Source organism: Acidicapsa borealis, assembly GCF_059115245.1.
This window is the reverse complement of record NZ_JCACNY010000001.1, coordinates 1,568,578-1,594,331: the sequence shown is the minus strand read 5'-3', so window position 1 is coordinate 1,594,331 and position 25,754 is coordinate 1,568,578. Positions and strand designations below refer to the sequence as shown.

Annotated in this window: 19 protein-coding genes; 11 read left to right on the top strand and 8 right to left on the bottom strand. The window is 58.0% G+C overall.

The window, feature by feature from the left end:
* The first annotated feature begins 282 nt into the window (after positions 1-282).
* Positions 283-2,022: a glycoside hydrolase family 57 protein gene (locus AC5S27_RS06370; protein ID WP_493933723.1), complete on the top strand. Its 1,740-nt coding sequence runs from the start codon at positions 283-285 to the stop codon at positions 2,020-2,022.
* 77 nt (positions 2,023-2,099) lie between these two features.
* On the opposite strand, the gene AC5S27_RS06365 is transcribed toward AC5S27_RS06370, so the two are convergent.
* Positions 2,100-5,789 (bottom strand): protease pro-enzyme activation domain-containing protein, encoded by a 3,690-nt coding sequence (locus tag AC5S27_RS06365; RefSeq protein ID WP_493933722.1) that lies wholly within the window; start codon positions 5,787-5,789, stop codon positions 2,100-2,102.
* Between AC5S27_RS06365 and AC5S27_RS06360 the strand changes: the two genes are divergently transcribed.
* Positions 5,788-6,057, top strand: a complete 270-nt coding sequence (locus tag AC5S27_RS06360; protein WP_493933721.1) for a hypothetical protein — start codon at positions 5,788-5,790, stop codon at positions 6,055-6,057. The genes AC5S27_RS06365 and AC5S27_RS06360 overlap by 2 nt on opposite strands.
* Here AC5S27_RS06360 and AC5S27_RS06355 read toward each other — a convergent pair.
* The gene (locus tag AC5S27_RS06355) at positions 6,032-6,934 is read right to left on the bottom strand and encodes an acyl-CoA dehydrogenase family protein (protein WP_493937278.1); all 903 of its coding nucleotides are present in this window, start codon (positions 6,932-6,934) and stop codon (positions 6,032-6,034) included. The two genes, AC5S27_RS06360 and AC5S27_RS06355, sit on opposite strands and share 26 nt — an antisense overlap.
* Positions 6,841-7,833 (bottom strand): acyl-CoA dehydrogenase family protein, encoded by a 993-nt coding sequence (locus AC5S27_RS06350; protein WP_493933720.1) that lies wholly within the window; start codon positions 7,831-7,833, stop codon positions 6,841-6,843. The genes AC5S27_RS06355 and AC5S27_RS06350 overlap by 94 nt, the downstream gene beginning before the upstream one ends.
* 127 nt (positions 7,834-7,960) lie before the next feature.
* On the opposite strand from AC5S27_RS06350, the gene AC5S27_RS06345 reads away from it, so the two are divergent.
* The 3 genes from AC5S27_RS06345 (at position 7,961) to AC5S27_RS06335 (ending at position 10,433) form a co-directional block, all read left to right on the top strand.
* Complete coding sequence (locus tag AC5S27_RS06345) at positions 7,961-8,254, top strand: AbrB/MazE/SpoVT family DNA-binding domain-containing protein (RefSeq protein ID WP_493933719.1); 294 nt, start codon at positions 7,961-7,963, stop codon at positions 8,252-8,254.
* A complete protein-coding gene (locus tag AC5S27_RS06340; RefSeq protein WP_493933718.1) occupies positions 8,251-8,685 on the top strand; it encodes a PIN domain-containing protein in 435 nt (144 codons plus the stop codon). The genes AC5S27_RS06345 and AC5S27_RS06340 overlap by 4 nt, the downstream gene beginning before the upstream one ends.
* A gap of 146 nt (positions 8,686-8,831) precedes the next feature.
* The gene (locus AC5S27_RS06335) at positions 8,832-10,433 is read left to right on the top strand and encodes a cellulose synthase family protein (RefSeq protein WP_493933717.1); all 1,602 of its coding nucleotides are present in this window, start codon (positions 8,832-8,834) and stop codon (positions 10,431-10,433) included.
* Here AC5S27_RS06335 and AC5S27_RS06330 read toward each other — a convergent pair.
* Positions 10,430-11,857 (bottom strand): amidase, encoded by a 1,428-nt coding sequence (locus AC5S27_RS06330; protein WP_493933716.1) that lies wholly within the window; start codon positions 11,855-11,857, stop codon positions 10,430-10,432. The two genes, AC5S27_RS06335 and AC5S27_RS06330, sit on opposite strands and share 4 nt — an antisense overlap.
* Positions 11,850-15,281, bottom strand: coding sequence for a CRTAC1 family protein (locus tag AC5S27_RS06325; RefSeq protein WP_493933715.1), 3,432 nt, complete (start codon positions 15,279-15,281; stop codon positions 11,850-11,852). The genes AC5S27_RS06330 and AC5S27_RS06325 overlap by 8 nt, the downstream gene beginning before the upstream one ends.
* A 206-nt stretch (positions 15,282-15,487) precedes the next feature.
* On the opposite strand from AC5S27_RS06325, the gene AC5S27_RS06320 reads away from it, so the two are divergent.
* From AC5S27_RS06320 to AC5S27_RS06310, 3 genes are read left to right on the top strand one after another with little or no spacing between them, the layout of a single operon-like run.
* Entirely contained in the window at positions 15,488-16,609 is a 1,122-nt protein-coding gene (locus AC5S27_RS06320; RefSeq protein WP_493933714.1) for an SDR family NAD(P)-dependent oxidoreductase, read from the top strand.
* On the top strand, positions 16,606-17,775 hold the full coding sequence (neuC, locus tag AC5S27_RS06315; protein ID WP_493933713.1) for a UDP-N-acetylglucosamine 2-epimerase: 1,170 nt from the start codon (positions 16,606-16,608) through the stop codon (positions 17,773-17,775). Before AC5S27_RS06320 ends, neuC begins: the two co-directional genes overlap by 4 nt.
* Positions 17,772-18,947, top strand: coding sequence for a DegT/DnrJ/EryC1/StrS family aminotransferase (locus tag AC5S27_RS06310; RefSeq protein WP_493933712.1), 1,176 nt, complete (start codon positions 17,772-17,774; stop codon positions 18,945-18,947). Before neuC ends, AC5S27_RS06310 begins: the two co-directional genes overlap by 4 nt.
* On the opposite strand, the gene AC5S27_RS06305 is transcribed toward AC5S27_RS06310, so the two are convergent.
* Entirely contained in the window at positions 18,905-19,879 is a 975-nt protein-coding gene (locus tag AC5S27_RS06305; protein WP_493933711.1) for an SCO family protein, read from the bottom strand. The genes AC5S27_RS06310 and AC5S27_RS06305 overlap by 43 nt on opposite strands.
* Entirely contained in the window at positions 19,818-22,424 is a 2,607-nt protein-coding gene (locus AC5S27_RS06300) for an FG-GAP-like repeat-containing protein (RefSeq protein ID WP_493933710.1), read from the bottom strand. The genes AC5S27_RS06305 and AC5S27_RS06300 overlap by 62 nt, the downstream gene beginning before the upstream one ends.
* 150 nt (positions 22,425-22,574) lie before the next feature.
* Here AC5S27_RS06300 and AC5S27_RS06295 point away from each other — a divergent pair, with 150 nt between their 5' ends.
* Genes AC5S27_RS06295 through AC5S27_RS06285 form a run of 3 tightly spaced genes read left to right on the top strand, consistent with a single transcriptional unit; the run spans position 22,575 to position 24,728 of the window.
* Positions 22,575-23,918, top strand: a complete 1,344-nt coding sequence (locus AC5S27_RS06295; RefSeq protein WP_493933709.1) for an aminopeptidase P N-terminal domain-containing protein — start codon at positions 22,575-22,577, stop codon at positions 23,916-23,918.
* A 7-nt stretch (positions 23,919-23,925) separates the two neighbouring features.
* On the top strand, positions 23,926-24,336 hold the full coding sequence (locus tag AC5S27_RS06290; RefSeq protein ID WP_493933708.1) for a hypothetical protein: 411 nt from the start codon (positions 23,926-23,928) through the stop codon (positions 24,334-24,336).
* Positions 24,336-24,728, top strand: a complete 393-nt coding sequence (locus tag AC5S27_RS06285; protein WP_493933707.1) for a hypothetical protein — start codon at positions 24,336-24,338, stop codon at positions 24,726-24,728. The genes AC5S27_RS06290 and AC5S27_RS06285 overlap by 1 nt, the downstream gene beginning before the upstream one ends.
* Before the next feature lie 61 nt (positions 24,729-24,789).
* On the opposite strand, the gene AC5S27_RS06280 is transcribed toward AC5S27_RS06285, so the two are convergent.
* The gene (locus AC5S27_RS06280; RefSeq protein ID WP_493933706.1) at positions 24,790-25,662 is read right to left on the bottom strand and encodes an outer membrane beta-barrel protein; all 873 of its coding nucleotides are present in this window, start codon (positions 25,660-25,662) and stop codon (positions 24,790-24,792) included.
* Positions 25,663-25,754 lie beyond the last annotated feature (92 nt).

Genomic DNA, 25,754 nt, shown 5'->3' with positions numbered 1-25,754 from the left:
TGGACGCTATGTTGCCGGGCTAAGTTGCTTCATAGTGCTCAAAGGTCCGGGCGTGAGAAACATTCCCGCATGGCGAAGACAGACCTTAAGTCAATCTCCGGCTCTGATACACTTGCAGCAACTTCTGCCGGGTGACGATGGAATGCGCCCTCGATTCGCCGGCGGGATAGACGCCTTCAGGGGAAATGTGCGAAGGTGATCCGTCACGCTAACCTCTCCCGGTCAGAGTTTTGGCCGGATCTTCAATGATATTTCCAAGCCAGTGTGGAGCAGAGCGTACCAATGACTAAAGGTCAACCTTCCGGTTATTTGACATTCACGTTGCATGCTCACTTACCCTACGTGGTGAATCACGGCACCTGGCCACACGGCCTGGAGTGGCTCTTAGAAGCGGCAACAGAAACGTATCTCCCTCTGCTGCGAGTGCTGGGCCGGTTACAAGCGGATGGGATCGCGCTCAAAGCGAATCTGAACATTTCTCCGATCCTGCTGGAACAGCTGGCGCATCCGGTCTTCAAGGCGGAGTTGCCGGAATACCTGAATCGCAAGATTGCCGCAGCGATAGTGGATGAAGAGCACTTCAAGACCACGGGCGAAGAGCACCTGGCGGAGACGGCGCAGTGGTGGCAGGCGTACTTTCAACAGGCGCTGGACGATTTCAACGCGCTGGGCGGCGACATCATCGCGGGCTTCAAGCCGTTCAATGACGCGGGGATGATCGAGATCATCACTTGCGCAGCTACGCACGGGTACTTCCCGTTGCTGGGCACGGACGAAAGCATCGTTGCGCAGATCAAGACTGGCGCGGCTACGCATCGAAAGCACCTGGGCAAACACCCGCGCGGCATGTGGGCTCCGGAGTGCGGCTATCGGCCGGCGGGCTTGTGGCAGACGCCGGTGATCCCCGCTGGTTCGGATAAGAAGTGGGATCCGTTTGAGCGCATTGGCGTGGAAGAAGCGATGTATCAGGGTGGGATTGGCTACTTCTTTGCGGATACTCACCTGATCGAGGAGTCGGTAAGCTACACACCCTACGACCTGCTGCACGGAGCAGAGGGTGCCGAACTCGAGCTGGAGTCTTCTGCATATCTCAAGACGGTTTACAAACCCTATATCGTCGACGGTCCAACCGCGATCGAGCACCACACGATGGTGTTTCCGCGCGATCCACGGACTGGTTTGCAGGTTTGGTCGGGGGACACGGGATACCCGGGCGATGGGGTTTACCTCGACTTTCACAAAAAGCGCTGGCCCGGTGGACACCGCTACTGGCAGGTGACCCACTCCAAGGCAGACCTTGGGATGAAGACGCCCTACTATCCGAAGCGAGCGGCAGCGCGCACCAAGGCCCATGCCGAGCACTTTGCGAATGTGGTGGTTGAAACCCTGAGGCCAAATTTCGGCAATGCCGGAAATCCGCCGATTCTGGTTTCGCCGTTCGATGCCGAGCTGTTCGGGCACTGGTGGCATGAGGGTCCGGAGTGGCTGGAGCATGTGGCTCGCTACATTGCGCGCGAAGATTGCCCGGTAGAGCTGATCAGCTGCGGTGAATACCTGGATAAGTATCCGCCGACAGCCTATCTGGGCATGAAGGAAGGCTCCTGGGGCGAAAACGGCAACAACCATGTGTGGTTGAATCCTGACACGAGCTGGAGCTGGACGCATATCTATCCTGCCGAGGCTTCGACGCGGGATATCGCGACCGAGGGAGCCTGGCGGGCAACGCCTACCGGAACGCGCATTGTGAAGCAGCTATGCCGTGAGCTTTTGCTGCTGGAGTCGTCAGACTGGCAGTTCCTGATTACGACCGGTCCGGCGAGGGACTATGCTGAGGCTCGCATCATGACGCATGTCGACCAGTTCAAGGCAGTGGAAGCGGCGTGGTTTGAGTTCAAGCAGACGGGCGCGCTGACACCTGAAACCGACGAGATACTGACGGCAATCGAAGTGCGGGATAGTATCTTTGCGGATATCGATCCATCGCTGTGGGTCAAGGGAAGCCAGTTCGGACCGCAGTTCTAATCTGATAAGTTAAACCAAATGCGCAGAGGCCATCCCTTCACGGGATGGCCTCTGCGCATTGTGATGACTGCGCCTGCTTACAGGACGTCAACCTGAACCGTAGACGTCTGGGTATTGGTAGAGTCCTTGGAGTCAGTACCTCGGACAGTGAAGGTGTACTTGCCTGCGGTGATCAGCTTTGCCTGGGTGCTGCAGGCGGAGAAGCTACTGAAGGCCACCAGGAGCAGGAAGACCGATACAACAGATTTCCAGCCGCGGCGGCGAGCCGGGATGCCGAAGAAGAAGCAGCATGCGAGCGCTGCTGTTCCCGCGCCGATGCCTATTCCCAGACCAAGAGCATTGGAGTGCATGCCGCCTGCCGTAAGACCCTTGGGAATCTTGGTGCCCTTACCGAACAGGAGAATTTGAGGGTGAATGGTAGCGTCGGCTGCCAGCGCTTCCGAACTCGGGGTGATGAGGCAGAGCGGCGGGGCCTTTGCAGTTGTCGTGCTGGTGAGGGAACACGTGAAGTTGATGGTGCCTGCGTAGCCACCCTCAGAAATCACTGGAATAGCGGCGGCCGCCGTCGTATGTTCGCCGGTAAGCGTCACGCTGATGTCGGTCATCTTGAAGGTTGGCTTGCCTGAGACGGCAACCGCGTTCGAGGTGGAACTCGCGTAGTTCACGTCACCGAGATATACGGCTGTGATTTGCGAATTGACCGGCGGCAGGTTGGAAGTCGCGATGGTAGCCGTTCCAAACGCCAGGTTCGGGCTGGAAGCGGCCGTCCCAACCAGCGGGCCGGTCGCGATGGTGACGCCGTCGGCCACCAACGCGACTGTGCCGGTGGGGGCAGCGGCGATGCTGATGGTGGTCAGGTTGACGGTGAAAACGATCGGCGTACCGGTGTACTTGGTGGCGCTGGCCGAGAGTGTGGTCTTGGTTACACCCTTGGAGATCACGATCGGGAGCGTTCCCACCTGGGGAAGAAAGCTGTTGTCCCCGGAGTAGGCAGCCGTCAGAGTGTAACTACCGGGCGAGATGTTGTAGTTGATGGACTCTGCGACTCCGTTGTAGCCAATCGGATCCGTGCCGAGGCTGTTACTGCCCGCGGAGAACTTCACTGTTCCCGTAGGAATACCATCCGGCTGAGAAGGGCTGGGAGAGTTGTGGCCGTAGGGCTGGGCGTCGTAACCGATGTAGTAGCCATAGGGCAGGCTGGTCCCGGTGGGAGCAGCTCCGGTAATCGGGTTGTAGGCAGTCGTGCTGACCAGGACGATGCTCGGTTCAGGAGTAATGCTCATGGTCGCAGTCGGCGAGACGCTTTGCGCGAACTTGTCCGAGCCGCCGTAGCTGGCCGTCAGCTTGTAGTTGCCGCCGGGCAGGTAATTCAGATCCAACTCGCCGGTCGAGCCGTCCGCAACGAGGGGGTAAACTCCGATGGACTTGGCCAAAGGAGCCGACGGGGGATTGGCGGAAGAGGTGAGAGCTATGTCACCGGTCGGTGTTCCTCCGGCGCTGGTCACGGTCGCGTCGACATGGGCGATGGTGCCGTGTTCAAAGGAGGTTGGGGTTACGGTTAGAGCCGTGGTGGTGCTGGCGAGGCCGGCGCTGGCCCAGTTCGTTACTAGGGCTGAAACATCGACACTCCCCAGACCGGAGGCAAGATCGTAGCCAGCTTTGGCGTCATACCCGGTGAGGTAGTAGGAACCAGCCGCGTTCTTGACACAGTCTGTCGTCCCCGGCGAACAGGGCACGGAGTTATTGCCGGTGGTGACATCGTGATAGACGCCGGGTGCTGCCGACGCGAGATTATAGAGTGCGTAGTCGGCCTGGCCCTGCCGTTCGCCTGTGGATTGGCGGATGAGAGCAAGCACACCTGCGAAAGCCGGGGCGGCTGCCGAGGTTCCGCCGACGCCGTAAATATAGAACTCGTTGGAGGGAAGTCCGTCGGAGCCGGGTGTGCAGTCGTGAATAGGATTCCCTGCGCTATCCTGGTCCTGATCGGTGCAGATGCCCCACGAGGCGGCGTACAGCCCATTCGCGGCAAACATGGATACGTCGGGAAGATCGCGGGCGCTGTCGCTGGCGGTCACGCCCGATTGCCAGGACGGCTTGGGATAGCCCGATTCGCAAATGAGATTGTTGCCATCCAGGTGCGCGACGACACAGTTGCTCTTGCCCCCGCCGGCAGCCACAATGTTGTCGTAAGGTGCAGGCTCGGTTTGTGTCGAGGAGATCGGACCGGGCGGATAGTTGGCGAAGGTGTTGTTCCAGGGAACTTCGGGGATGTAGCTCTTCGCTGAACCCAGGGTGCCGGGATTGCTGTTCAATGAGACGTAGTTGGTAAAGTCCGTGCCGGAACCGTCTGGGCCAACGAGTGCCGCAAAGTCGGTACCGCCGACGGCAATATTAAAAGGCGTCGAGGCGAGGCCGTTGACCTGGAGACCGTTGAAGGCAACAGTCTGTTTGTTGGGATCTTCACACGCGGCCGAACCGCTATCGCCTGTGGAGACGGTGACTGACTGCCCTTGGGCCGCGGCCTGCTCCCAAACACCTTCGTAGTACGTATTCTGGACCTGCCCCAAACCGCCTTCGCACTCGCCAAAGCTGAGGTTGAGGACGTCAGCGAGATTGTCGTTGACGGCGCGGAGAATGGCCAGATCGAGGCCGTAGTTCAGAGAGGTATCGGCGGCGGTGTAGAAGTAGACCTTGGCGCCGGGTGCGATTCCGTTGGCAACTTCCACATCCAGGTAGGCTTCGACAGCGTCCCCGTTTTCGCCGGGATCGGTGCCCCCGTCAATGATCACCGTAGGAACTTTGGGAGTACCGGAGGGATCGTGCGGAGCCAGACCGAAGAGTTTGCGGTAGTTCGCGGCCTGCGCAATGGAGATGTTGGAGTCGCCGATGATCCCAATTTTGGCACCGGTTCCGTCGATGGTCTTCCCGCTGGCGGATGCGTTCAGGTAGGGGATGGGCGAGTTATAAATTGTTGCCGCGTCAGCCGGACCGACGTAAAGGTAGTTCCCGAACGAGCCCGAGGATGTGAGATTCGGGCTGACGGCTGGTCGCGCGGTATGAGTCACCGTGTCGTAGATGCCGAGCTTGCCTTTCTTCGACATCGACTTGGGACGGAAGTCATTCAGCGCAGTGATGCCGGCAACGACCGGGGCCAGCGCCGCGGGAATCTGCGGGTTTGAGGCATTGGCGTGGTGCAGTTCGCCGTTGACCATGTAACTGTGAATCTCGGTATGGAAGGCGGACTGGATCTGGCCTGCGGTACCGGAGAATTCGATGACGGTACGGCCGGTCGAGGGTCCTTTGACTGTGAAACCGTGCGACTGGAGCCATGAGGTTACAGCGGCGATGTCCGAGTCGGCCGCGCCCCACTGGGCGCCGAACTGCTCCGGAGTGAGCCACTTATGGAAGTTCGGGGAATTCTTGTCATGCAGCGACTCGATCTGGGCGCGGAGGGCGAGTTCCTGCTCCGGGCTACGGCGCAGGACGAGAAGCATGCGCTCGGCGGGCATGGAAGCCGGCACGATGCCGCGATCGTTGGCGCGCGTGGCCTGGGGATGCACGTTTCCGGGGAGAACGACTCGCTGGGCTTCATTGACCGGCTGCGATATCTGCCCGGCACGGCCAGCCTGGGCTGAAGCAGAAGCACCGCAGAATAAGCTCAGAGCGGCCAATGCCGACGCGGCTGCGACGTTACGGACGTTGCGACGAGTGGAAGACAGGGCAGAAGAAATAACCAAGGGGAGGGAGACAGGGGGGAGGGAGATCATGAAATTCCTCGATACGGGCGTATTGGGCAAGGAGTTCGCACCTGGCCGTAATCGGTTAGCCGGGCAACTCAAGCCCGGAGGGGATGGCCACTTGTTGAGCCTGATCGCGTGGTGCGCCGCCTGCCTGCAGGCAAGCGACGAACTGCGCAAGAAATTGCTCCGATACGCATTGGTTTTAGTGCACTGCGATGGCGAAGTCAAGAACTTTGGCGTAGGTAGGGATGATCCGATTGGGTCATTGTCTAAAGACGGTAACGACCCAAATTGAGAAAATGGCCGGCGATGGTGCGGTTCAGAGCGATGGTGTCAGCAGGGGTGCTCCTCGTGAATCGGCGCAGAATCGCCAATTGAATGCCGAGCGTATCTCCCTCCGCGGATGCGGTGAGTACGCGGCGGGCGGCCTGCTCGGTGGTGGCAAGAGCTTCTTCTGCGAAGCTGCTGGTCATCGCGGCGGCTACCGAAGCGAGCGAGTGACGGGATCTTGCCAGCTTGCGGGCGCGCAGCAGCCCGGACTCCAGCGCATAGATAGCTGTGATGCAGTCCGCCAGATCAGCCATGAGCTCCTGCTGATCCTGCAGCGCGGCCATGTAGCGCTGCGAGGAAACTCCAGCGGCGAGCAGGAATATCTTCCGCAAATTGCCGAGAAGCTTTTCTTCGCGTTCGAGGAGTTCGCCGGTTTCCTCCGCGCCGAACTCGGGCGGCTGCGTGATTTCATCCATCAACTTCTTGATCGCTAGAAGCAGGGGCAAAGTACCTGTCGGGCTCATGGCCCGCTTCATTAGCCAGCCGGTGATGATGAGGCGGTTGATCTCGTTGGTGCCTTCAAAGATGCGGTTGATGCGAGCGTCGCGGTAGATGCGCTCGGCAGGGTAGTCTTCGACATAGCCATAGCCACCCATGATCTGGACGAGTTCGTCGGAGACCAGCGAGAGCATCTCGGAGCCGAAGACTTTAAGCATCGAGCACTCGACGGCGTACTCCTCGATACGCTTTTGTGTCTCGCGCGGGGAGACAGAGCCGCTTTCCGCCAGCGCGGCGAGGGCAGCGTCGATCATGCCGGAGGTGCGGTAGGACATGGTCTCGGTGATGTAGAGCCGCGTGGCGCAGGCGGCGAGTTTGCGCTGAATGAGGCCAAACTCGGCGATCGGCTTGTTGAATGCGACTCTCTCCTTGGCGTAGCGCAGGGCTTGCTCCAGCGCGGGCGGGCGCCGCCGATGCAGGCCACGCCGAGCTTGAGCCGCCCTATATTGAGGATATTGAAGGCGATGTGGTGGCCTTTCCCTGCCTCGCCCAGCAGGTTTTCGACCGGAATCCGGCAGTCAGCAAAGACGAGCGGACAGGTGGACGAGCCGCGAATGCCGAGTTTGTGCTCCTCGTTACCGACGGTGAAACCCGGGGTGCCGCGCTCGACAAGGAATGCGGAGAACTTCTCGCCATCGATTTTGGCGAAGATGGTGAAGAGGTCAGCGAAGCCACCGTTCGTGATCCACATTTTTTCGCCGTTCAGGATGTACTGCTTTCCGTCTTCCGAAAGCGCAGCGCGGGTGCGAATATTCATGGCATCCGAGCCGGAAGTGCTCTCAGACAGGGCATATGCGGCGACTAGCTCCATGGTGGCCAGCCGGGGCAGGTAGCGCTCTTTCTGCTCTTCGGTGCCGTACCAGACCAGCGGGAGAGTACCGATGCCGACGTGCGCACCGAGCGCCGTCGAGAAGCTGGCGACGACGGAGGTCTGGTCGGCCACGAGCGCTGAGGTCGTCTTGTCGAGGCCGAGGCCGCCGTATTCCTCTGGAATATCGACGGCGGCGAAACCGAGATCGGCGGCCTCGCGCAGCAGATTCCGCATGACGCCGGGTTCCTTTGCTTCGATCTGGGCCACGGCCGGGAGAAGCTGTTCCCGGGCGAAGCGGGCTGCGGTCTCGGCGATCTGGCGCTGCTCCTGGCTCAGGTCTTCCGGAGTGAAAATCTCCTCCGGCTGGCGGCTTTCGAGCAGAAAGCTTCCACCGGATGCGGCAACGATGGACGAAGCGGTGAGCGTGGACATGCGGTGACCTCTGATACGCAGAACGGTACTCTGTTGTCCTCGACAAATGCAACCGGACTCAGACAACTGAATCAGCTTCATGACAAAGCGCAGTATCTCCGTTATTCTGAATATCGGAGATACTGAGATGCAGACTGTATTACTCGGGAAACGTGGGACAGTCGTGATTCCGGCAAAGCTGCGAAAGCGCTACAAGCTGGATGAAGGGAGCAGGATGCTCATCTCCGAGCACGACGGCGGCATTCTGATGCGGCCAGCTGTAACGTCACCTGTTGACGTTGAGACCTATACTCCGGAACGGCTCGCTGAATTCTTCCTGAACAACGTGATGAGCAAGGAAGGCTATCTCGAAGCGCGCAAAGATGTGAAGGCGATGGGCATTGATCCTGACACCGTCGATCACATCCGGTGGCCTGAGTGACAGAGATTTCGCAGGCGGTACTCTTTCTGGACGCCAACATCCTGATTTCTGCCGCATGGAAGGAAAATGCAGAGATTCAACGCATCTGGCAACTGGAAGGAGTGAGGCTGGTGACTTCGATCTATGTGATGGCCGAGGTGCAGCGTAATCTTTTTCAGATTTCGCAGATTGAGCGCCTGCGCCGATACATGACGAACGTTACCGTTCTAGTGCTTCCAGACCTGCCCACCGAGCACGCAGCAACCGCAGAAATCCTGCTTCTGCCAGAGAAAGATCGTCCTGTACTCGCAGCAGCTGTGCAGGCTAAGGCGGACTATCTCATTACTGGAGACAAGAAGCACTTCCAGGCATTCTTTGGCAGAGTGATCAGCGGTGTTCGGGTCGAGCCGCCCAGCAACTTATTGACGATCTTCCAGTTGCGTTCTCTTTAGGCCAACGCGCAGTAAATTGCCGTATCATGATCGAGTAGCGGTTTACGGAAGTTGACGGGAGGTCTGTTCTGATCGCAGCGATTACCAACAGTCTGAATCTCGTCGGCGGCCTGCTGTCGCGCCTCATTACTCCGGTGCAACTGGCCTTGCTGGTACCGCAAAACGGCTGGCGCCACTTCGTCCGCACCCAGTTCAGCGACGACATTTTCAAGGGTAAGGGCAGTTGGAACGCCTTCGATTGGTGGCTGCTGATTCCCTACTTCACGGTCATGATCATCCTGGCCATCTACGGTGTTCACCGCTACCAGCTTGTTTACCTCTACTTCAAGCATAAGAAGGATTACAAGCCGGAGCCGCTGGGATACTTTGACGAATTGCCGCGCATTACGGTGCAGCTGCCCATTTATAACGAGCAATTTGTCATCGACCGCCTGCTGGAAGCTGTCTGCGCCATGCAGTACCCGAAGGACAAGCTGGAGATTCAGCTGCTCGACGACTCGACCGATGAGACGCAGCAGGTAGCCGCAGCGATGGTGGAGCGGTACGCGGCGCTGGGCAATCCGATCGTTTACATCCATCGCGAAAACCGGCATGGATTCAAGGCCGGGGCTCTCGACGCCGGGCTGAAGCTGGCGAAGGGTGATCTAATTGCGATCTTCGACGCAGACTTTGTGCCACCGCCGGACTGGCTGATGAAGGTCGTCCACCACTTTACCGATCCGGCGATCGGCATGGTGCAAACGCGCTGGACGCACCTGAATCGCGACTACAGCCTGTTGACGCAGGTGGAGGCAATCCTGCTCGACGGCCATTTTGTGCTGGAGCATGGCGCGCGGGCGCGGAGCGGGGACTTCTTCAACTTCAATGGCACTGCGGGCATGTGGCGGCGTGAGGCGATTTCGGATGCGGGCGGCTGGCAGCACGACACGCTGACCGAAGACACGGACCTGAGCTACCGGTCGCAGATTGCGGGATGGAAGTTCAAATACCTGCCTGAGATCGAATGTCCGGCTGAGTTGCCCATCGAAATGACCGCGTTCAAGACGCAGCAGGCGCGCTGGGCCAAAGGGCTCATCCAGACCTCGATCAAGGTGCTGCCGATCATCTTCAAGTCCGATGTACCGAAACGCATTAAGGTCGAGGCCGTGTATCACCTTACGGCAAACCTGAGCTATCCGCTGATGGTGCTGATGTCCGCGCTGCTACTCCCGGCGATGATCGTACGCTTCTATCAGGGCTGGTTTCAGATGCTGCTGATTGATGTGCCGCTATTCACGGCTTCCACGTTGTCGATCGCAGTGTTTTATGTGATGAGCCAGCGGGAACTCTTCCCCAAGTCGTGGATGAAGACATTCTTCTATCTCCCGATCCTGATGGCGCTGGGAATTGGATTGACAGTGACCAACACCAAAGCGGTGATGGAGGCTCTGTTCGGCATCAAGAGCGCCTTTGCGCGTACGCCGAAGTACTCGGTTGCGAAGAAGGGCGAGAAGTCGAAGGCGGGCAAGTACCGCAAACGCCTGTTGTGGACTCCGTGGGTCGAGCTGGCGATTGGCTCTTACTTCGCGATGGCGATTGTGTACACCTTCATCAATCACAACTACTTCACTGTGCCTTTTCTGCTGCTGTTTGTGCTGGGCTACTGGTACACCGGTTTGATGAGCCTGCTGCAGGGCCGGTTTGAGCGCTGGAAGAGTGGCGCGAATCCGGAGGAATCCAGCCCGAAGCCGTTCCCGATCGGGATCTAGCTTCGATCTCGTGCAGCTTGCACCGCCATCGGTGGCGGCTGATATCCAAAAGCCTGGTCAAGAATTCCCGCCACAGCCAGCACAGCTTCATCTTCAAACGGACGAGCGACGACCTGCACGCCGATGGGCAAGCCTTCCGGCGAGCGTCCTACGGACACAACGGCAGCCGGAGCGGCCAGCACGTTAAACCATTGCGTGTGCCGCACTACGTCGAGGTAGTCGACCTTTTCGCCATCAATGGACCAGCTTCGCTCGCCATGGCGAAAAGCAGGAATACTGGCCACGGGGCACAGCAGGATCGGATAGCGCTCCATCTCTTCGAGCATCTTGTTGCGCAGTAGATCCAATTCGGCCCATGACTGCAATAACTGCGTCGCACTGAGTGGACCCGATGCCTCCGCGAACGAGAGAAACTCGCGGAAGATGGGACTGAGTTGATCTTGCTTACCGCGAATGGTGGGCTCATAAAACATCGCGCCGCACTGCACAAAGAAGGTCCACCAAAGCCTGCGCAAGAGCTCAAGCGTGCGAGGACGAAATGGTTCGACTCGAAAGCCGGCATTCCGCAGCGCTTGCGCCGCAGACTGAACAGCCAGCCGTGTTTCAGCCGTCACTGGAACGAGCCCGTCGTCTTCGAAATAACCGATTGTTTGAGTGCGCAGATCGGCAAGCGATAGCTTGCGGAGCGCAGTGGGAGCGCTGCTAGGATCATGGATGTCTTGCCCTGACAAAGCCTCGAAGAGCAACGTCACATCTTCGATCGTACGAGCCATCGGACCAATTGCGCCGAGCACTGAGAATGGGCCAACGCAGGGTGGCAGATGGCCGCGGCCAGGCACTCTGCCGGGCGTTGGCTTCAGCGAGCAAATGCCTGTGAAATGCGCCGGTAGACGCACCGATCCGCCGCTGTCACTGCCAAGTCCGGCGGCCGACATGCAGACAGCAATCGCAGCTGATTCACCTCCGCTTGAACCACCGGGAGAGTAGTCTAGATTCCATGGATTCGAGGTGCGGCCATGCAGGAGATTGTCGGTCTCGTAGGCCATCAGAAACTCGGGGCAATTGGTTGTGCCAAGAATCAAAGCCCCGGCAGCACGAAGACGCTCTACGACGACTGCATCCTCCGTCGGGATGTTTCCGCGATGAATCGTGCTGCCGATCTCGCAGCGATAGCCTGCTGTTGCAATCGAGGACTTGATCGTGACAGGAAGACCATGCAATGCGCCCGTGGCATCGGCTACTGCATCAAGTCTGCGAGCCTCAGCACGGACGCGCTCTGCATCGAAATCGACGAGCGCGTTGATCGATGGATTGAGGCGTTCGATCTGGGCGATATGAGCTTCAGCCAATTCCAGAACAGAGACCCTGCCTGCTCGCAAACGATCCAGTTGCCCGGTAGCCGAAGCAAGGACTAACTCACTCATGCGGGCTCGTACCGGGCATTGGATCGTTGGGTGTTGACGGCCGCAGTTGATAGTCAAAGCGGAAGGTGCGGGAAGGATTACCGCTGTCGAAGCGGTCGTTCCAATCCAGTTGATACTCGATCGATTTGTTATCGTCCGGGAACGCTTCATTTGCCGGATACGGATATTTGCTCATGCCATGAAAAGGCAACTGTGATACGGTGAACGGCAAAGCATCGTAGAAGTCCATGTCCTTCACGTAGCCGTTGGCATAAAAGAAGTAATCGCGCTTCCAGTGCGGCGGTAGCGGGGGCAATGCGCTCGCATCGAAGTCCGCAGCTATCTCTTCACCGCTACCGAAGATGGCGAACTGATTGTCGATCCCACTTACCAGCGGAGTTACATCGCCGAAGCGCGTGTAGCTTCCGCGCTGACGCTGAAAGGGCCCTGTAAGACTGACTTCGTCATAGTGATAGTCAAGGTCGCCGGGGCTCTTGCCATCGATCTGCCGCGGATATCCATGGAAACGAAGGCCAGCACGTGCCAGAGGAATCTCAGTTTCGTGGGCAACGGATGCATTGACAGGGGAGTTGTCGATCAGAACCTGGTCCCAGTAAATCTGCAGGTTCGTGACGATGCGGATGCGACGCGAGCCGGCGGGAACCTTCCCCGTCAGGTCCACCACGATCGTGCGCTCGAGGCCTGCCGGAAAGCCCATTTCCTTGTCGATGCGCTGCCAGGAACCGTCGGCAAGTTGCGCTTCGACATAAGGCGAGACAGGCGAAATACCCGCTTGCCATGCGGAGTAGAGCGATGTGGCACTGAAGTATTCAACATATCCTGTGAACAGCAGCCGCAACGGGTTGCCCTGCTGCCACGAGCCTAAGTCAAGGGTAAGCGAATGCTGGTTGGCAAAGCCATCATAGGGCAGCTTGGCGAAGTCGCTGACAAAGATGTGATCTTTCTGCGCGAGGGATGAGAGCACATCCCGGCCTTCGCTATCCCATGCGCCCGAAGCCAAATGCGCTGCCCCCGTAACGATCAACTTACCTGATGCGAAGGGGGGTTCATCGAGGAAGCGCTCATCGGGATAGACCTCTGTGCTTTCGGGATGGTCAACCGCACGCAAGCGTAACTGGTCGACATAATTCACCTCTTCCATCGGCTCGGTGAAGCGCAGACTGAGTCGTCCATTGGCTGAAGCAAGCTGAGACCCGTCGATCTTCACCCATTCATCGGGATCAGGAATATTGCGCCGTGAAGGTGTGAACCAGTGACCAACAACAGCCGCGCCGATGGTATCGGTGACGAGTGTGAACTTTGAGCCGTTCCAAGCGAACAGGACGGGGCAAGAGCTGCCGCGGCGGTCTGCTTCCAGGTAAGTCACGACTGGTTGACGAGCGATATTGATCTCGTCCTGAGGAACGCCGGTAGGCCACAGCAGACGCAGCAGGTCAATGCCATCCGCGTCGCCGAGCCCTACGAGAATCTCCGTCGGGCCCTGGCTCATGTAGCCAGACGCGCCGGCTATCTCCCACTTTTGTCGCAGGCCGTCAGCGAGTGCTTCCACCTTGGTTCCGATGGCTGTCTTGTTATCGGCAAAGCCGGTCAGCTTGAGCCGCACGGAGTGATTGCGATTGCCGCCATCATTGCGCAGCCAAACCGGATCACCGCTTGTCGAAGTCACAAGAAGATCACTGTCGCCGTCGCCATCGATATCCATGGCGATCAGCGCTCGCGGCTTCACGAGCGGGACGCGATCGAGCCCAAGCGACTTGCTTACATCGGCGAAATGACCATCCGCGAGATTGCGTAGAACACGCACTTCAGCGCCACGCTTTGTCTCAACAATGATGGCGAGGTCGATCCATCCATCGTTGTCCACATCGATCGGCGTTACGCCCCACGCACGCGTTGCATCGGAAAGGGGCAGTGCAATACGCTCGAAACCGTTGCCCTGCTTGTTGCGCCACAGCGAAAGCCCTGGTGCTCCGTCCTGCGTAACCACCAGATCCATCCAGCCATCTTTGTCGAAGTCGAGCGCAGCTACGCCCAACGAGCCCTTCAATTCACTTGCTGGCGCCAACGACTGTTCGTTGAATTTACCTTCACGCGGATTGATATACACAGAAGGAGAGCCGCCATCGCCGGTTACGACAAGATCCACAGCCCGGTCGTTGTTGACGTCTGAAAGCAGAGCCGCATTCGTTGTGCCGGAACCGCCCAGACCTTCCTGGTTCGTCCATTCTGTAAACGTGCCGTCGCCATTGTTGCGCCAGAGGACATTGGCGTTTCCGCCAGCCTGCAACGGTGAGCCAGTGAGGAAAAGGTCGAGGTCGCCATCGTGATCGTAGTCGATCAGAGTGATGCCATTCGGGTGATTGCGCGCTGCCATACCAGAGGCCTTGGTACGGTTTTCAAAGTGGCCGTGACCGAGATTGTGGAAGACTTCGAGACGATCTTCGAGAGCGATGATGAGGTCTGGCAGGCCGTCGCCATCAATATCGCCGACCGCGCACGAGACAGCCTTCCCCGAAATCGCCAAGCCTGCGCCTTGGATATCCAAAGGCTGGAAGCGCCCACTAGCCTGATTGCGCAATATCCGAATGGCTGCGTCGCCCGATTGCATCAGCACCAGATCGTTCAGCCCATCGCCATCTACATCCATCACGCATACGCCGCCGCTCGAGGCAACCGGCGTGGCACTTGACTGGCCGGTCAGGGACTGCAAAGAGAAGTGAATCGGAATGATTGCGGGCCGTGGCAGCAGTGGGGCGGATACCGGAACGGCCGTTGAATAGCGCCCCTGGTCACCATAGCTCAGTCCAATCGGAAAGGAAACCTTGGCACCGGTGAGATGTTGGAACCGCTGAAAGTGCACCTTGGCTTCGTCGGCGTGACCAGATCGCTGCAGGGCGCGAGCCAGTGCAAACTCCGAAGAAGCATGTTGTGAATCGATTGCAATGGCGCGCTTAAACACAGCCATGGCCGGCTCGAACTGTTTCTCCTCCTGCAGACATACGCCTTCGAAGTAAAGCGAGTCAACGTCGGTGGGATCGAGCTCCGAAGCACGGCGAAAACTGGCCAGCGCTTCCGTGACGTTGTTGGCCGCGCGTTGCACCAGGCCAAGGTTGTACCATCCACGCGGGTCAGCGGGCTTGAGCGTAACAGCACGCTTCAACGAGGCTTCAGCTTCGGTGAGCTTCTGCATGTAGAGCAGCGCGATGCCGTCGTTCAGCGCTGCTTCTGCCATGGCGGGGTCGCGACGGGATGCTTCCGCAAAAGCTGCCTCGGCACGCTCAGTCTGCTGCTGATTCATCAGCGCAACGCCATTGTTATTGAGCCGGACAGCCTGAGCATCTGGGCCGGCGGCAGCAGAACTATACTGCAGCGAGATGCCGAGAACTGCGGCGGCGAGCGGGAGTCGATATCGTCGAGTCAACATTTCGGATCTTTCGGGCAGGAGATGAGATCAACTCCAAATCCCAGCACCTCTTAGTGTCTCAAATCGCCATACCTCACCGCATCATGCAAATCGGTAATTCTTCAGTGCGCGTTGGTATCGCGAACATCGGCAGACACTCCTGCGATAAGCGCACTCTTCCCTCGTTGGCTCACGCCAGAGCGCTAGTCAAACGACTATACTGAAGCGTGATTTCGCACTTCCCAAAGGCACCGGACGTAACAGCGATCAACTGGTATCCGTTCCTGCGCAGGCCGCGCATCGCGATGCCAGAGGAGGGCGCGCTTGAGACCCTGCTCGGTCGCTCCATTCTCGTTACCGGAGCGGGCGGATCGATTGGCAAAGCTCTGAGTCTTCGCCTTACGGCGTTGGGAGCTCGCCGGCTGGTGCTGCTGGACTCCTCCGAGCAAGCTGTCTACCGGCTGCAGAATGAGCTCACTGCGGCACACGCCGCGACCACGCCTGACGTGGTGCTGGGTAACGTTGCAGACGAGTCACTTCTGGACGAAGTATTCGCGACCAGAAAGGTCGACCTCGTGTTTCACGCTGCGGCTCACAAGCATGTCCCGCTCCTCGAGACGAATCCGTTTGCTGCAATCGCAACCAACGTGTTTGCCACACAAGCGCTCGTCGCTGCAGGTCAACGATATGGGGCGCAAACGATTCTGCTCTCGACCGACAAGGCCGTCGCGCCCACGAGCGTGTTGGGCGCAACCAAGCAGATCGCGGAGCATATCACGCTTGCTGCTGCAGGCGTAGTCGTCAGGCTGACAAACGTGCTAGGCACGGAAGGCAGCGTAGCGGAAACTTTCCTCCGGCAAATCGCTATGGGCGAACCGCTCTCCATTCGTCATCCTGAGGCGGCACGATACTTTCTTACACTGGAGGAAGCAGTGGACCTGCTGCTGATTGCCACTTATGCTGTGCGTTCATCTTCTGTGTTGATCCCAGCAATTGGACAGATGCACAGCATTGTTTCGCTGGCTACCTTCCTTGCGGAGGCTTGTGGTTCGACTTCAGATGTGACGGCGAGCACGGATGGATTGTATCCCTGCGAAAAGCTTCAAGAGTTACTGTGTTCTGCCGAGGAAGATGCAGTCGCGATACACAAGGATGGATACTCGTACATCGTCAAGGAGCCGTTTGACTCAAGCCTTGACCATCGATTGAAAGAACTCTGGAAAGCAGTTGCACAACGTCATCTGAGTGCTGCACTCGATGGATTGCAATCGCTCGTACCTGACTATCAACCGAGTGCAACGATCCTTGCGCTCACAGAACAATCCACAGCGGGAGCATCACAATCGTGAAGCGCCGGATCGCAGTCGTCACCAGCTCACGCGCTGACTACAGCCACCTCTATTGGCCCCTGATGGAGCTGGCGCAGCACCCTGACGTTGATCTTGGCATCATCGTCATGGGTCCGCATCTTTCGCCGGAGTTTGGCCATACGGTTCGTGAGATCGAGCGAGATGGTTTCAGGATTCTCTCGCGTATCGAATGCCTGCTGAGTTCCGACAGCGATACAGGGATGGCCAAAACGATTGGGCTTGCCACGCTCGGTCTAGCGGACGCGCTGAGTGCGTGGCGACCGGATATTCTTCTCCTCATCGCCGATCGCTACGAAATGTTGTCGCCCGCATCGGTGGCGCTCGCGCTGCGTATTCCCATCGCGCATATCGAGGGCGGCGAGGTAAGCCAGGGCGCAATTGACGATGCTGTGCGGAATGCTCTCACCAAGCTGGCGCATATTCACTTTACGTCGACGGCCACAGCGCGTCAGCGCGTCATCTCCATGGGCGAGGAGCCTTGGCGGGTCCATCACGCAGGCGCTCCGTCGCTCGATCATCTTCAGCGCAGTGTGCTGCTCGACCGAGACTCATTGCAGGACCGGCTTGGCATCAGGCTCATGCATCCTGCGATTCTCGTCGCCCTTCATCCAGTCACCATCCATTCAGACACAACCGATGAGGCGGACGCACTCTTCGCTGCTTTGCAACGGATTGAAGGGCAGATTCTCTTTGTGTATCCGAACTCGGATGCAGGCAGCCGCAACCTGATTGAACGCGCGCAGGCATTCGTTACAGCTCGCAAGGATGCTTATATCTTTATCAATCTTGAAGCTGTCGTTTACTGGAGCTTGCTGCGTTGCGTTGACGTGTTGGTTGGTAACTCTTCGAGTGGCATTATGGAGACGGCCTCGCATGCCCTGCCAACCGTCAATGTCGGTATGCGCCAGCAAGGCCGCGAGCGGCCCCCTAATGTGCTCGATGCGGACGCAGAGACCGGCTCTATCCTGCGCATGACACAGCAGGCACTCACGCCTGAGTTCCGTGCCAGCCTGGCCGGCATGAACAATCCATATGGCGATGGCGAGGCAGCAAAGAGGATCGTGAAGGTCCTCGTTGAGACTTCACTCGAAGGCTTATTGATCAAGGCGCCTGTGCCGCTGCGCGAGGTCGGCGAAACAGAATGAGCCAGTACATCCCACTCTCTTCGCCAGATATTACGGAAGTGGAAATAGCCGCGGTTACAGAGGTCTTGCGCACCAATACTCTGAGCATCGGCCCGCGACTGGAGGAGTTCGAAGACCGCCTTGCACAGATGCACGAAGTGCCGCATGCAATCGCTGTCAGTTCCGGCACAGCAGCACTGCACCTGGCTATGTGCGCCCTGGGTATAGGTCCAGGGGACGAGGTGATCGTTCCCTCTTTCACCTTCATTGCCGTCGCCAATGCGGTGCTATACGTAGGTGCTACGCCGGTTTTCGTGGACATCGATCCATTGTCTCTGAACCTAGATCCTGCACGTGTTGAGGCCGCTGTCACGCCACGCACACGCGCGATGATTGTTGTTCATACGTTTGGCATTCCGGCAGAGATGGATGCGCTTCTGGCTCTAGCACGTCGACACTCCATCGCCATCGTGGAAGATGCGTGCGAGGCTATTGGCGCTACGTACAAGGGCAAGCTGGTCGGTGGATTCGGAGACATTTCTACATTTGCTTTCTATCCCAACAAACAGATCACGACTGGCGAAGGCGGTGCAATCCTATGCCGCGACCATCAAATGGCAAGCCGCATGCGTGCCTTGCGCAACCAGGGTCGATATCCTTCCGGCGATTGGCTGCAGCATGCTGAACTCGGTTACAACTACCGGCTGTCTGAGATGGCTTGCGCACTGGGTACGGCACAGCTTGACCGGCTGCAAGAGATACTCGAACGTCGCAGCGCGGTGGCTACAAACTATGATGCCGTGCTTACTCCACTCAGTTCGATTCAGCGTCCGCCGCTGCTGTTGCCCGACCGGACCATCAGCTGGTTCGTCTATGTTATCCGGATTTCGAACGATCATCCTGACGGCTCACGCGACCGCATCCTCGCGTCTCTGCAGGAGCAAGGCATCGGATGCGCTCGTTACTTTGCGCCCATCCATCTGCAGCCGGCCTATGCGAACCATCCGAGTACGAAGGACGTCTATCTTCCGGTGACAGAAATAATTGCGCAGCGCACATTGGCTCTGCCGTTTTTCAACCGCCTCACTTCTGAGGAAATCCAAGTAGTAGCGGATGCTCTTTCGAAGGCTCTGTCTTTGCTCGACCGAGGTCAGGGCTTATCCATCGTGCTGCGCACCAAGTCGGTGAGCTGACGGCTGGTGAACTGATTCCCTTCTAGGTTCGCGGCGATCTCACCCCTACGATTGAGAATCACCGTGTGCATGGAGTGCGTGAGCAGCCCCTCATTGCTCCAGAAGTCCATGCCGAATAGCGCGGAAACCTCTTTGATCCGCGGCAGTGGGCCACTGAGGAAATGCCACACGTTTGGATCGGCGTGAAAGCTCTCCGCATACCTTGCCAGCGCCTCGCCCTTATCGTTATCGGGATCAATCGCGATGGTGAGCAGGACGAGATCGCGCCCCGCGCGGCTGCGTAGCGCAGACTGCACGTGAGCGAGATTATTTGAGAGACGAAAGCAGTAGTTTGGGTTTGGGCATCGTGAATATCCGAACGTAAGCGCCACTACTTTGCCCTGGAATTGCGAGAGACTGACTTCATTGCCTGATTGGTCGGTGAGAGTAAAATCCGGCACCGGCTGGCCAACCTTCACTGCTGCCTTCGCGATCGACGGATTGAGCGCCTTGTGCAACGCTCCGAGGCCCGAGGCATTCATGGGCTCCGGCTCAAAGACTGCTGCGGGTGCCGCATGAATATCTTCCGCGTAGAGTGTCTTGCCATGCTCGCTGATATTGAACGCTATCTTCGCACCAACCGCAAGGCTTGCGGCTGCATCCTGATTACGGAGCTTGAATGACATGGCCATCGCACTCATGTAGCCGGGGATGTCGTCGCAGGATACATCGACCGTATGACGATTTGCATTCACTCTCAGCACGATCCCCGTTGCCGCGTGCTTTGTCTCTTTGATGTGGTTCTCAGCTCGAGCGAAAGAGGCAATTATCAGTGCGAGAACGCAGACCAACAAGACATGGATAGGCACGTGGTAACGAGAGGCGAATCGTCTAGCGTGCGGCAATGCTCTTACCCTCCTTAATGCGAAACGTCTTCTGATCGAGAACGGCATAGTCCTTGGCGAACTCGCGGATGCTGAGCATTTGATTCTTCTTGACCGAAGTGAACTCCTGCGTTGTTCCTGTTGCCGGCCACCAGATTTTGATACTGACAATGCGCGCGTTATGGCCCAGACCAATATGCTGCTCCATCGGATTGCCACCGAAGGAACTGGTAGCACCAACAGTTCTGAAGATTGATCTTGTCTTGCTACCATCATTCTCGACACGCACTTCAATCTCAGCGCCGATCGCGGCACGATTGCTCTTGACGCCCGACAGGCGAAGAGTGATCCAATCATTTGCGTTCCCTGGGTTAAGAAACAGACGCAGTGAGTGTTTTTCAGACGGCACGGCTCCCGCCATATTGGCGACGATATCTTCGTGGCCGTTGCGTTCGAGATCCGCAAAGGCGATGCCATGACCTTTGTGGATCTCACCCAAACCTGAATCTGCAGTTACGTCTGCAAAGTGCTTACCCTCTTCATTGCGCAATAGGATATGAGGCATCATCGACACAAACGACGGATCACCCATGCCGAGATACATATCAAGATAGCCGTCGTTGTCAATATCGCCGAAGTTGGCTCCCATTGGCTGATAGACCTTGTCCAGCCCCACTTTCGCCGTTACATCTTCAAATGTTCCGTCATGCTTGTTTCTGTAGAGCTTGGGTGTCTCCATGGTGAATGGAAGCCCCGTCGCGCTGCGCATCACCTCATCCACGGAACTGAAGTAGTCCGTAACAAAGATGTCGGGCCAGCCATCGTTGTCGTAGTCGAAGAACCACGCGGCAAAGCTCAACAGCGGCGCTTGCACTCCCGCTTGCCTTGCGACATCGGTAAAGGTGTTGTTGTGATTGTTATGAAAGAGAAGATTGGCGTCGCTGATATTGGAAACATAGAAATCAACGTAGCCATCCTTGTCGTAGTCTGCTGCAACTACGCCCTTGGCGAAAGAGGCATGATCGATCCCAGCGGCGTGTGAGATATCTTCAAACGTGCCGTCACCCCGATTGCGAAATAGCTGATTGGGCGTCTTTTCATTGGCGATAAACAGATCGACGAATCCATCGTTATCGATATCAGCCCACACTGCCGTTTGCGATTCGCTAACTGTTGCGCCCAGCCCACTCTGATCCGTCACATCCGTGAAGGTGCCGTCGCAGTTGTTCTTCAGCAGCGACCGGCGCATCGGGAACTCCCAACCACCGCGTAGAATCAGTAGATCCATGCAACCGTCATTGTTATAGTCAGCCTCAACAAGATTGAGGCCGCCAAGTTGTCCAGTAAGTCCAGCCTCCGCGCTGCGCTCGGTGAAGGTGCCATCCCCATTGTTGTGGAAGAGTTGCAGCTGTTCGCACATGTCGTTGCTGGACGCTACGATGTCGAGCAGTCCGTCGTTATCAAAATCATCGACGATGATTCCTCCAGAGCTCTTGAAGGCATTCAGACCAGCCTGCGGGGCAACGTCGGTGAACCTTCCGATCCCGTCGTTATGAGGCTTACCCGAGGTGAATGCGCTTGCAGGAATGAGGTATTTTGCAGGGACTCCCGCGGGATACTGGCCAAGCGTGACATAGGCAAGATTGAGGAGCCATCGGACCTCGTAATCGTCTGGCTTTTGCGCCAGGTATTGATCGAAATACTGAATCGCCTCCTTGGAATGTTCCCGCTTCTCAAAGTGAAGATGCGGGTCAACGGGAGGAAAGATATCAATGTCCCCGTTGTTGCGGAAGACTCCGTTTTCCATCTCAGAAAGATGGAGATAACTGACTCCGATAGTCTCCTGCAGATACGGAATGGACGCCGGAAAATTTGATTCGGCGATCGTATAGGCCTTCTTCCATGCATCGATCGACGGCTCCATTTCACCGCGATATGCCAGCAACTCAGCCAATGCTGTGTAGCCTTCGAGCAGGTTGCGGGGGGGCACTTCTCCTGGCGGCTGCGCGACAGCTTCAGCAAGCAGCTGATTCATCTTCTGGATTGCATCGGGCATAGATTTCCTGCGGATTTCGCAGGGGCCAGCGAGTGTATGGTCCCAGCCTGCCGGCTTGGGGAACTCGTCGAAGACGCTCTTCGCTTCGCCATTGCCGGAGACGACCACACTCTGGCGTACCGCCTTGGAGGCCGCCAGTTGCTGGATCCGCGCCTTTCCAAGGTCGGGACGGTGTGGCGCCTGGGCAAAGACCGTGAGGACCGCGTACCCGTGAGCCGTCGGTACAACTCCGGAAAACTGACCCGCCTTCAGACCATTGAGGCCCTGGCTCAAGTCTGCGCGCAATTGTTGCGGATTCAAACGGCCCATGTATCCGCCTTCATCCGCCGTTGAATCGGTGGAATACTCCTTTGCGATGACGCCAAAATCCATACCCGCGCGAAGCTGTTTCAAAACTTGGCGCGCCTGCGCTTCAGTGCTGGTCACGATGATGCCAATCTCTTCTTCTGAAGATTGGGCGTAAGAAAGCAACGGAGCAGCGGCGCAAAGCACGGCCATCGCCATTCGGATGCCGAAGAGTCGCGCCCAGCTTACCGGGATGATGGTGGCTCGATACAAGGGATCCTTCTGCGCAGGAAGTCTGAAATGAGAATTTTGCGGAACTCTGCGAAGATAAGGAATACACGTAGCGGTTGTCTACCGACCAAAGATGGAGAGCATCCCCGTAACCCTCCGTCGCCGCCGTATTCCTTCGCCGAGGTTTGCTGCATGCGCCGCATTTTCTGTTCCAGTTTGCTCCTCGTATTGGTCTTTCTCGCGGGCGCGTCCCTCGCCTCCGCATTGGAAAAACAGCCCGCCGCTGCATACCACGGGCGCCGCGTTGCGCTGGCGCAGAAACTGCAGGGCGGAGCCGCCATCCTCTTTGCCGCAGAGGAGCCCGTATTGGATTTTGCGCCGTATCGGCAGGATGAGGATTTCTACTATCTGACGGGATGGAACGAGCCAGGCGCGGCGTTGATGATTGTGGCCGATGCCGGCACAGCGCGGAAGTACCGCGAAGTTCTGTTCTTGCCGACGCGCAACCTGCGCATGGAAAAGTACACCGGCATCAAGCTGGACGCGGCCACACCGAACGCCCCGAAGCTGGCGGGCGTGGACGAAGTGCTGCCGATGACAGAGTTGCCGGTGCAGCTCAACACGCTGATCAATGCGGACCGCAGGCTTGCTTACGATTTGTGGATGCAGCCGGATGCCCCTCAAGCCAAGGCTCTTTCCACCTGGACGATGACAACGCTAGGCGCGGGATCCGGCCCGGCTCCGCATGATGTGACCACGCTCACCACCGAGCTGCGAGTGGTCAAGGACGCAGGCGAGTTAGCGCTGCTCAAGAAGGCGGCCGATGCATCGATTGCCGCACAACGCGTAATGATGCGCAGCGCCAGGCCCGGCGTAACGGAACGCACCATCGCCGGCAAGATGATTGCCTCGATGATGGAGAACGGTTGCGAGCGTCCCTCCTATGCGTCGATTGTCGGCACCGGAATCAACTCCACGACGCTGCACTACTCCGACAATTCCGCCACGCTGGCCGACGGCGACATCATGGTCGTGGACGCCGCTGGCGAATACAGCATGTATGCCTCGGACATCACGCGCACTGTCCCAGTCAATGGCCACTTCACTGCACGGCAGCGCGAGATTTACGACGTAGTGCTCGGCGCGCAGCGGGCGGCGATTGCGGCCTTCGTCGCGGGCAAATCCACCATCAACGACCGCGACCATCGTGATCCCAATTCGCTCGATACGGCGGCGTGGAACTACATCAATTCCCACGGCAAGGGTCTCCATGGCGAGCCGTTGAGCGATTACTGGATCCATGGCCTGGGCCACATGGTCGGTATCAATGTCCACGATCCCTCGGGGTATCCTGCGGTGCTGAAACCGGGCATGGTCTTCACCATCGAGCCCGGCGTCTACATTCCAGGCGAGAAGATCGGCGTGCGCATTGAAGATGTCTTCGTCGTTGGCCAGGATGGAAAGCTCATCGATCTCATTGCCGATCTGCCGCACACCGCGGAGGAAGTAGAAGCCGCGATGAAAGCGGAGAAGTAGCACACGTATGACATGGCACGATGAGCGCGAACCCGAATATTACGAGCCTGAGCAGTACGAAGCTGAACACGCCCAGCCAGAGCCGCCGGAGCGCGAGTCTACGAAGTCGCAACTCCAGCCGCTGATTCAGGTCTTCCGCGAGGAGCTGCTGGCTTGCCTGCAAGAATGTGCCGCGGGGCGCAGGGGGCTGTTCTCGGACCTTGCACATCTCTCCGGTGATGCGGACGATGCGGCATGGCCCGAGGCTGCCAAGTTGCGTGAGTTAGCCTTCGCTCTGCAGGCGATCCTCGCGCAATCCGAAGAGCAGGACAAGCTCTGCGATCAGTTCCTCGATCTCTGCTCGATTCATGGCGAGGCCGATCCGGGTGAGCCGCGGCTGGCGCGGGCCTTTCTGGCCGAGATCGCCGGAGGCCGGTAATGGCGCTCATCCTGCGGACATTTCTTTCGCTTGCCGCGGGCTTCGCGGTGATGGCGCTCCTGATCGGCCTTGCATCAGCAGTCGCGCGCAAGCTCGTGCCATCGTGGTCTGACAATCAACGCCGGCTGACCGGCGGATACATCATCTTCAATGTGGGATTTTCCTTCGTAGCAGCGCTGATTGGCGGCTACGTAACAGCCTGGATTGCGGATAGCAACCCCCTCATTCAAACGCTGGCTCTGGCCCTGATCGTCCTGTTGATCGGAGCGCTGAGCGCCGTGCAACAGCGCGGACGCCAGCCGATCTGGTATTCGCTTCTGCTGGTTGCCTCCGCCCCGGTGGGCGTAGTGCTCGGTGGATGGATCCGGCTCAAGGCGACAGGCCTGCTCTAAGCAAAAAGAAAAGGACGGCCTACCACGCTGGGTAAACCGTCCTGGGTGAAACCCGCGATCGTTAGAAGCGAATACCGAAAGTCACAGGAACCAGCTTCGTTCCTGCGGCGACCGTGGTGGTACCAAGGCCGTTGGGCTCAGTCGTGACCGCAGGCGTATCGATGGACAGATAGCGCGCTTCGGCAAATATCCTCGTCCGGCCATCACTCAACTTGCGCGTGAACCCGGCACCCACATTCCAACCACTTTGATTACTGGAGAAGTGGCCCACCACTGTATCTACAGTCGTGATGCCGCAGTAGTAGTAGTCGCAATACTCGGCCTCCTGCGGATCGGTAAAGCTGGTGACCTTACGGTAGAAGCCGCCGCCGCCTGTTACGTACACATCGTTCTTCCGCTTTGGAAACAAGTAAACAACCGGCGAAACAGTAAGCGACCAGATGTGAGCATGACCACCGTTCGCGCCAGCCTCGGAGATGATACGACCGGGTAGCTTGTCATCGATGAACTGGTATTCGGCAAGCAAGCTGAAGTGAGGATTGATCGCATATCCGCCACCTACGGTGAGGTTGCCGCCCCAGGTGATGTAGCTGGAGGAATCGCTGGTCGGCGCATTGACACCGCCACCGGCTTCGATCGCGATCTTGCTCCACCTGTCATCATGCCGGCGGCCATAACGGTCGGAGTCCTGTCCAGCAGCAGAGGGAGCGACAAGATCATCCTTGGCTGCGCTGAGCGCGTCGGCGGAGCTCGAGAAGTTGTCGAAAGATGGAGTGGATGGAGTATCCGCGACTACAGAAGCATCGGAATCGGATTTGCTTTGTATCGATTGCGCTTTTGCGGAAGGCAGAGCGCTCATACCGACAATCAGCAGTGTTGGAAGGACAGTGAAAGTGGCCCGGCGCAGCATGGGCACAACAAAACTATCGAGCATGGGAGAAACCTCGGTTGGGGAAGTGTGTCGTGCTCACGAGGGGGGAAAGCATAGCTTTCTAGTAACACCCCCGTAACAAGTTAGACACGGAT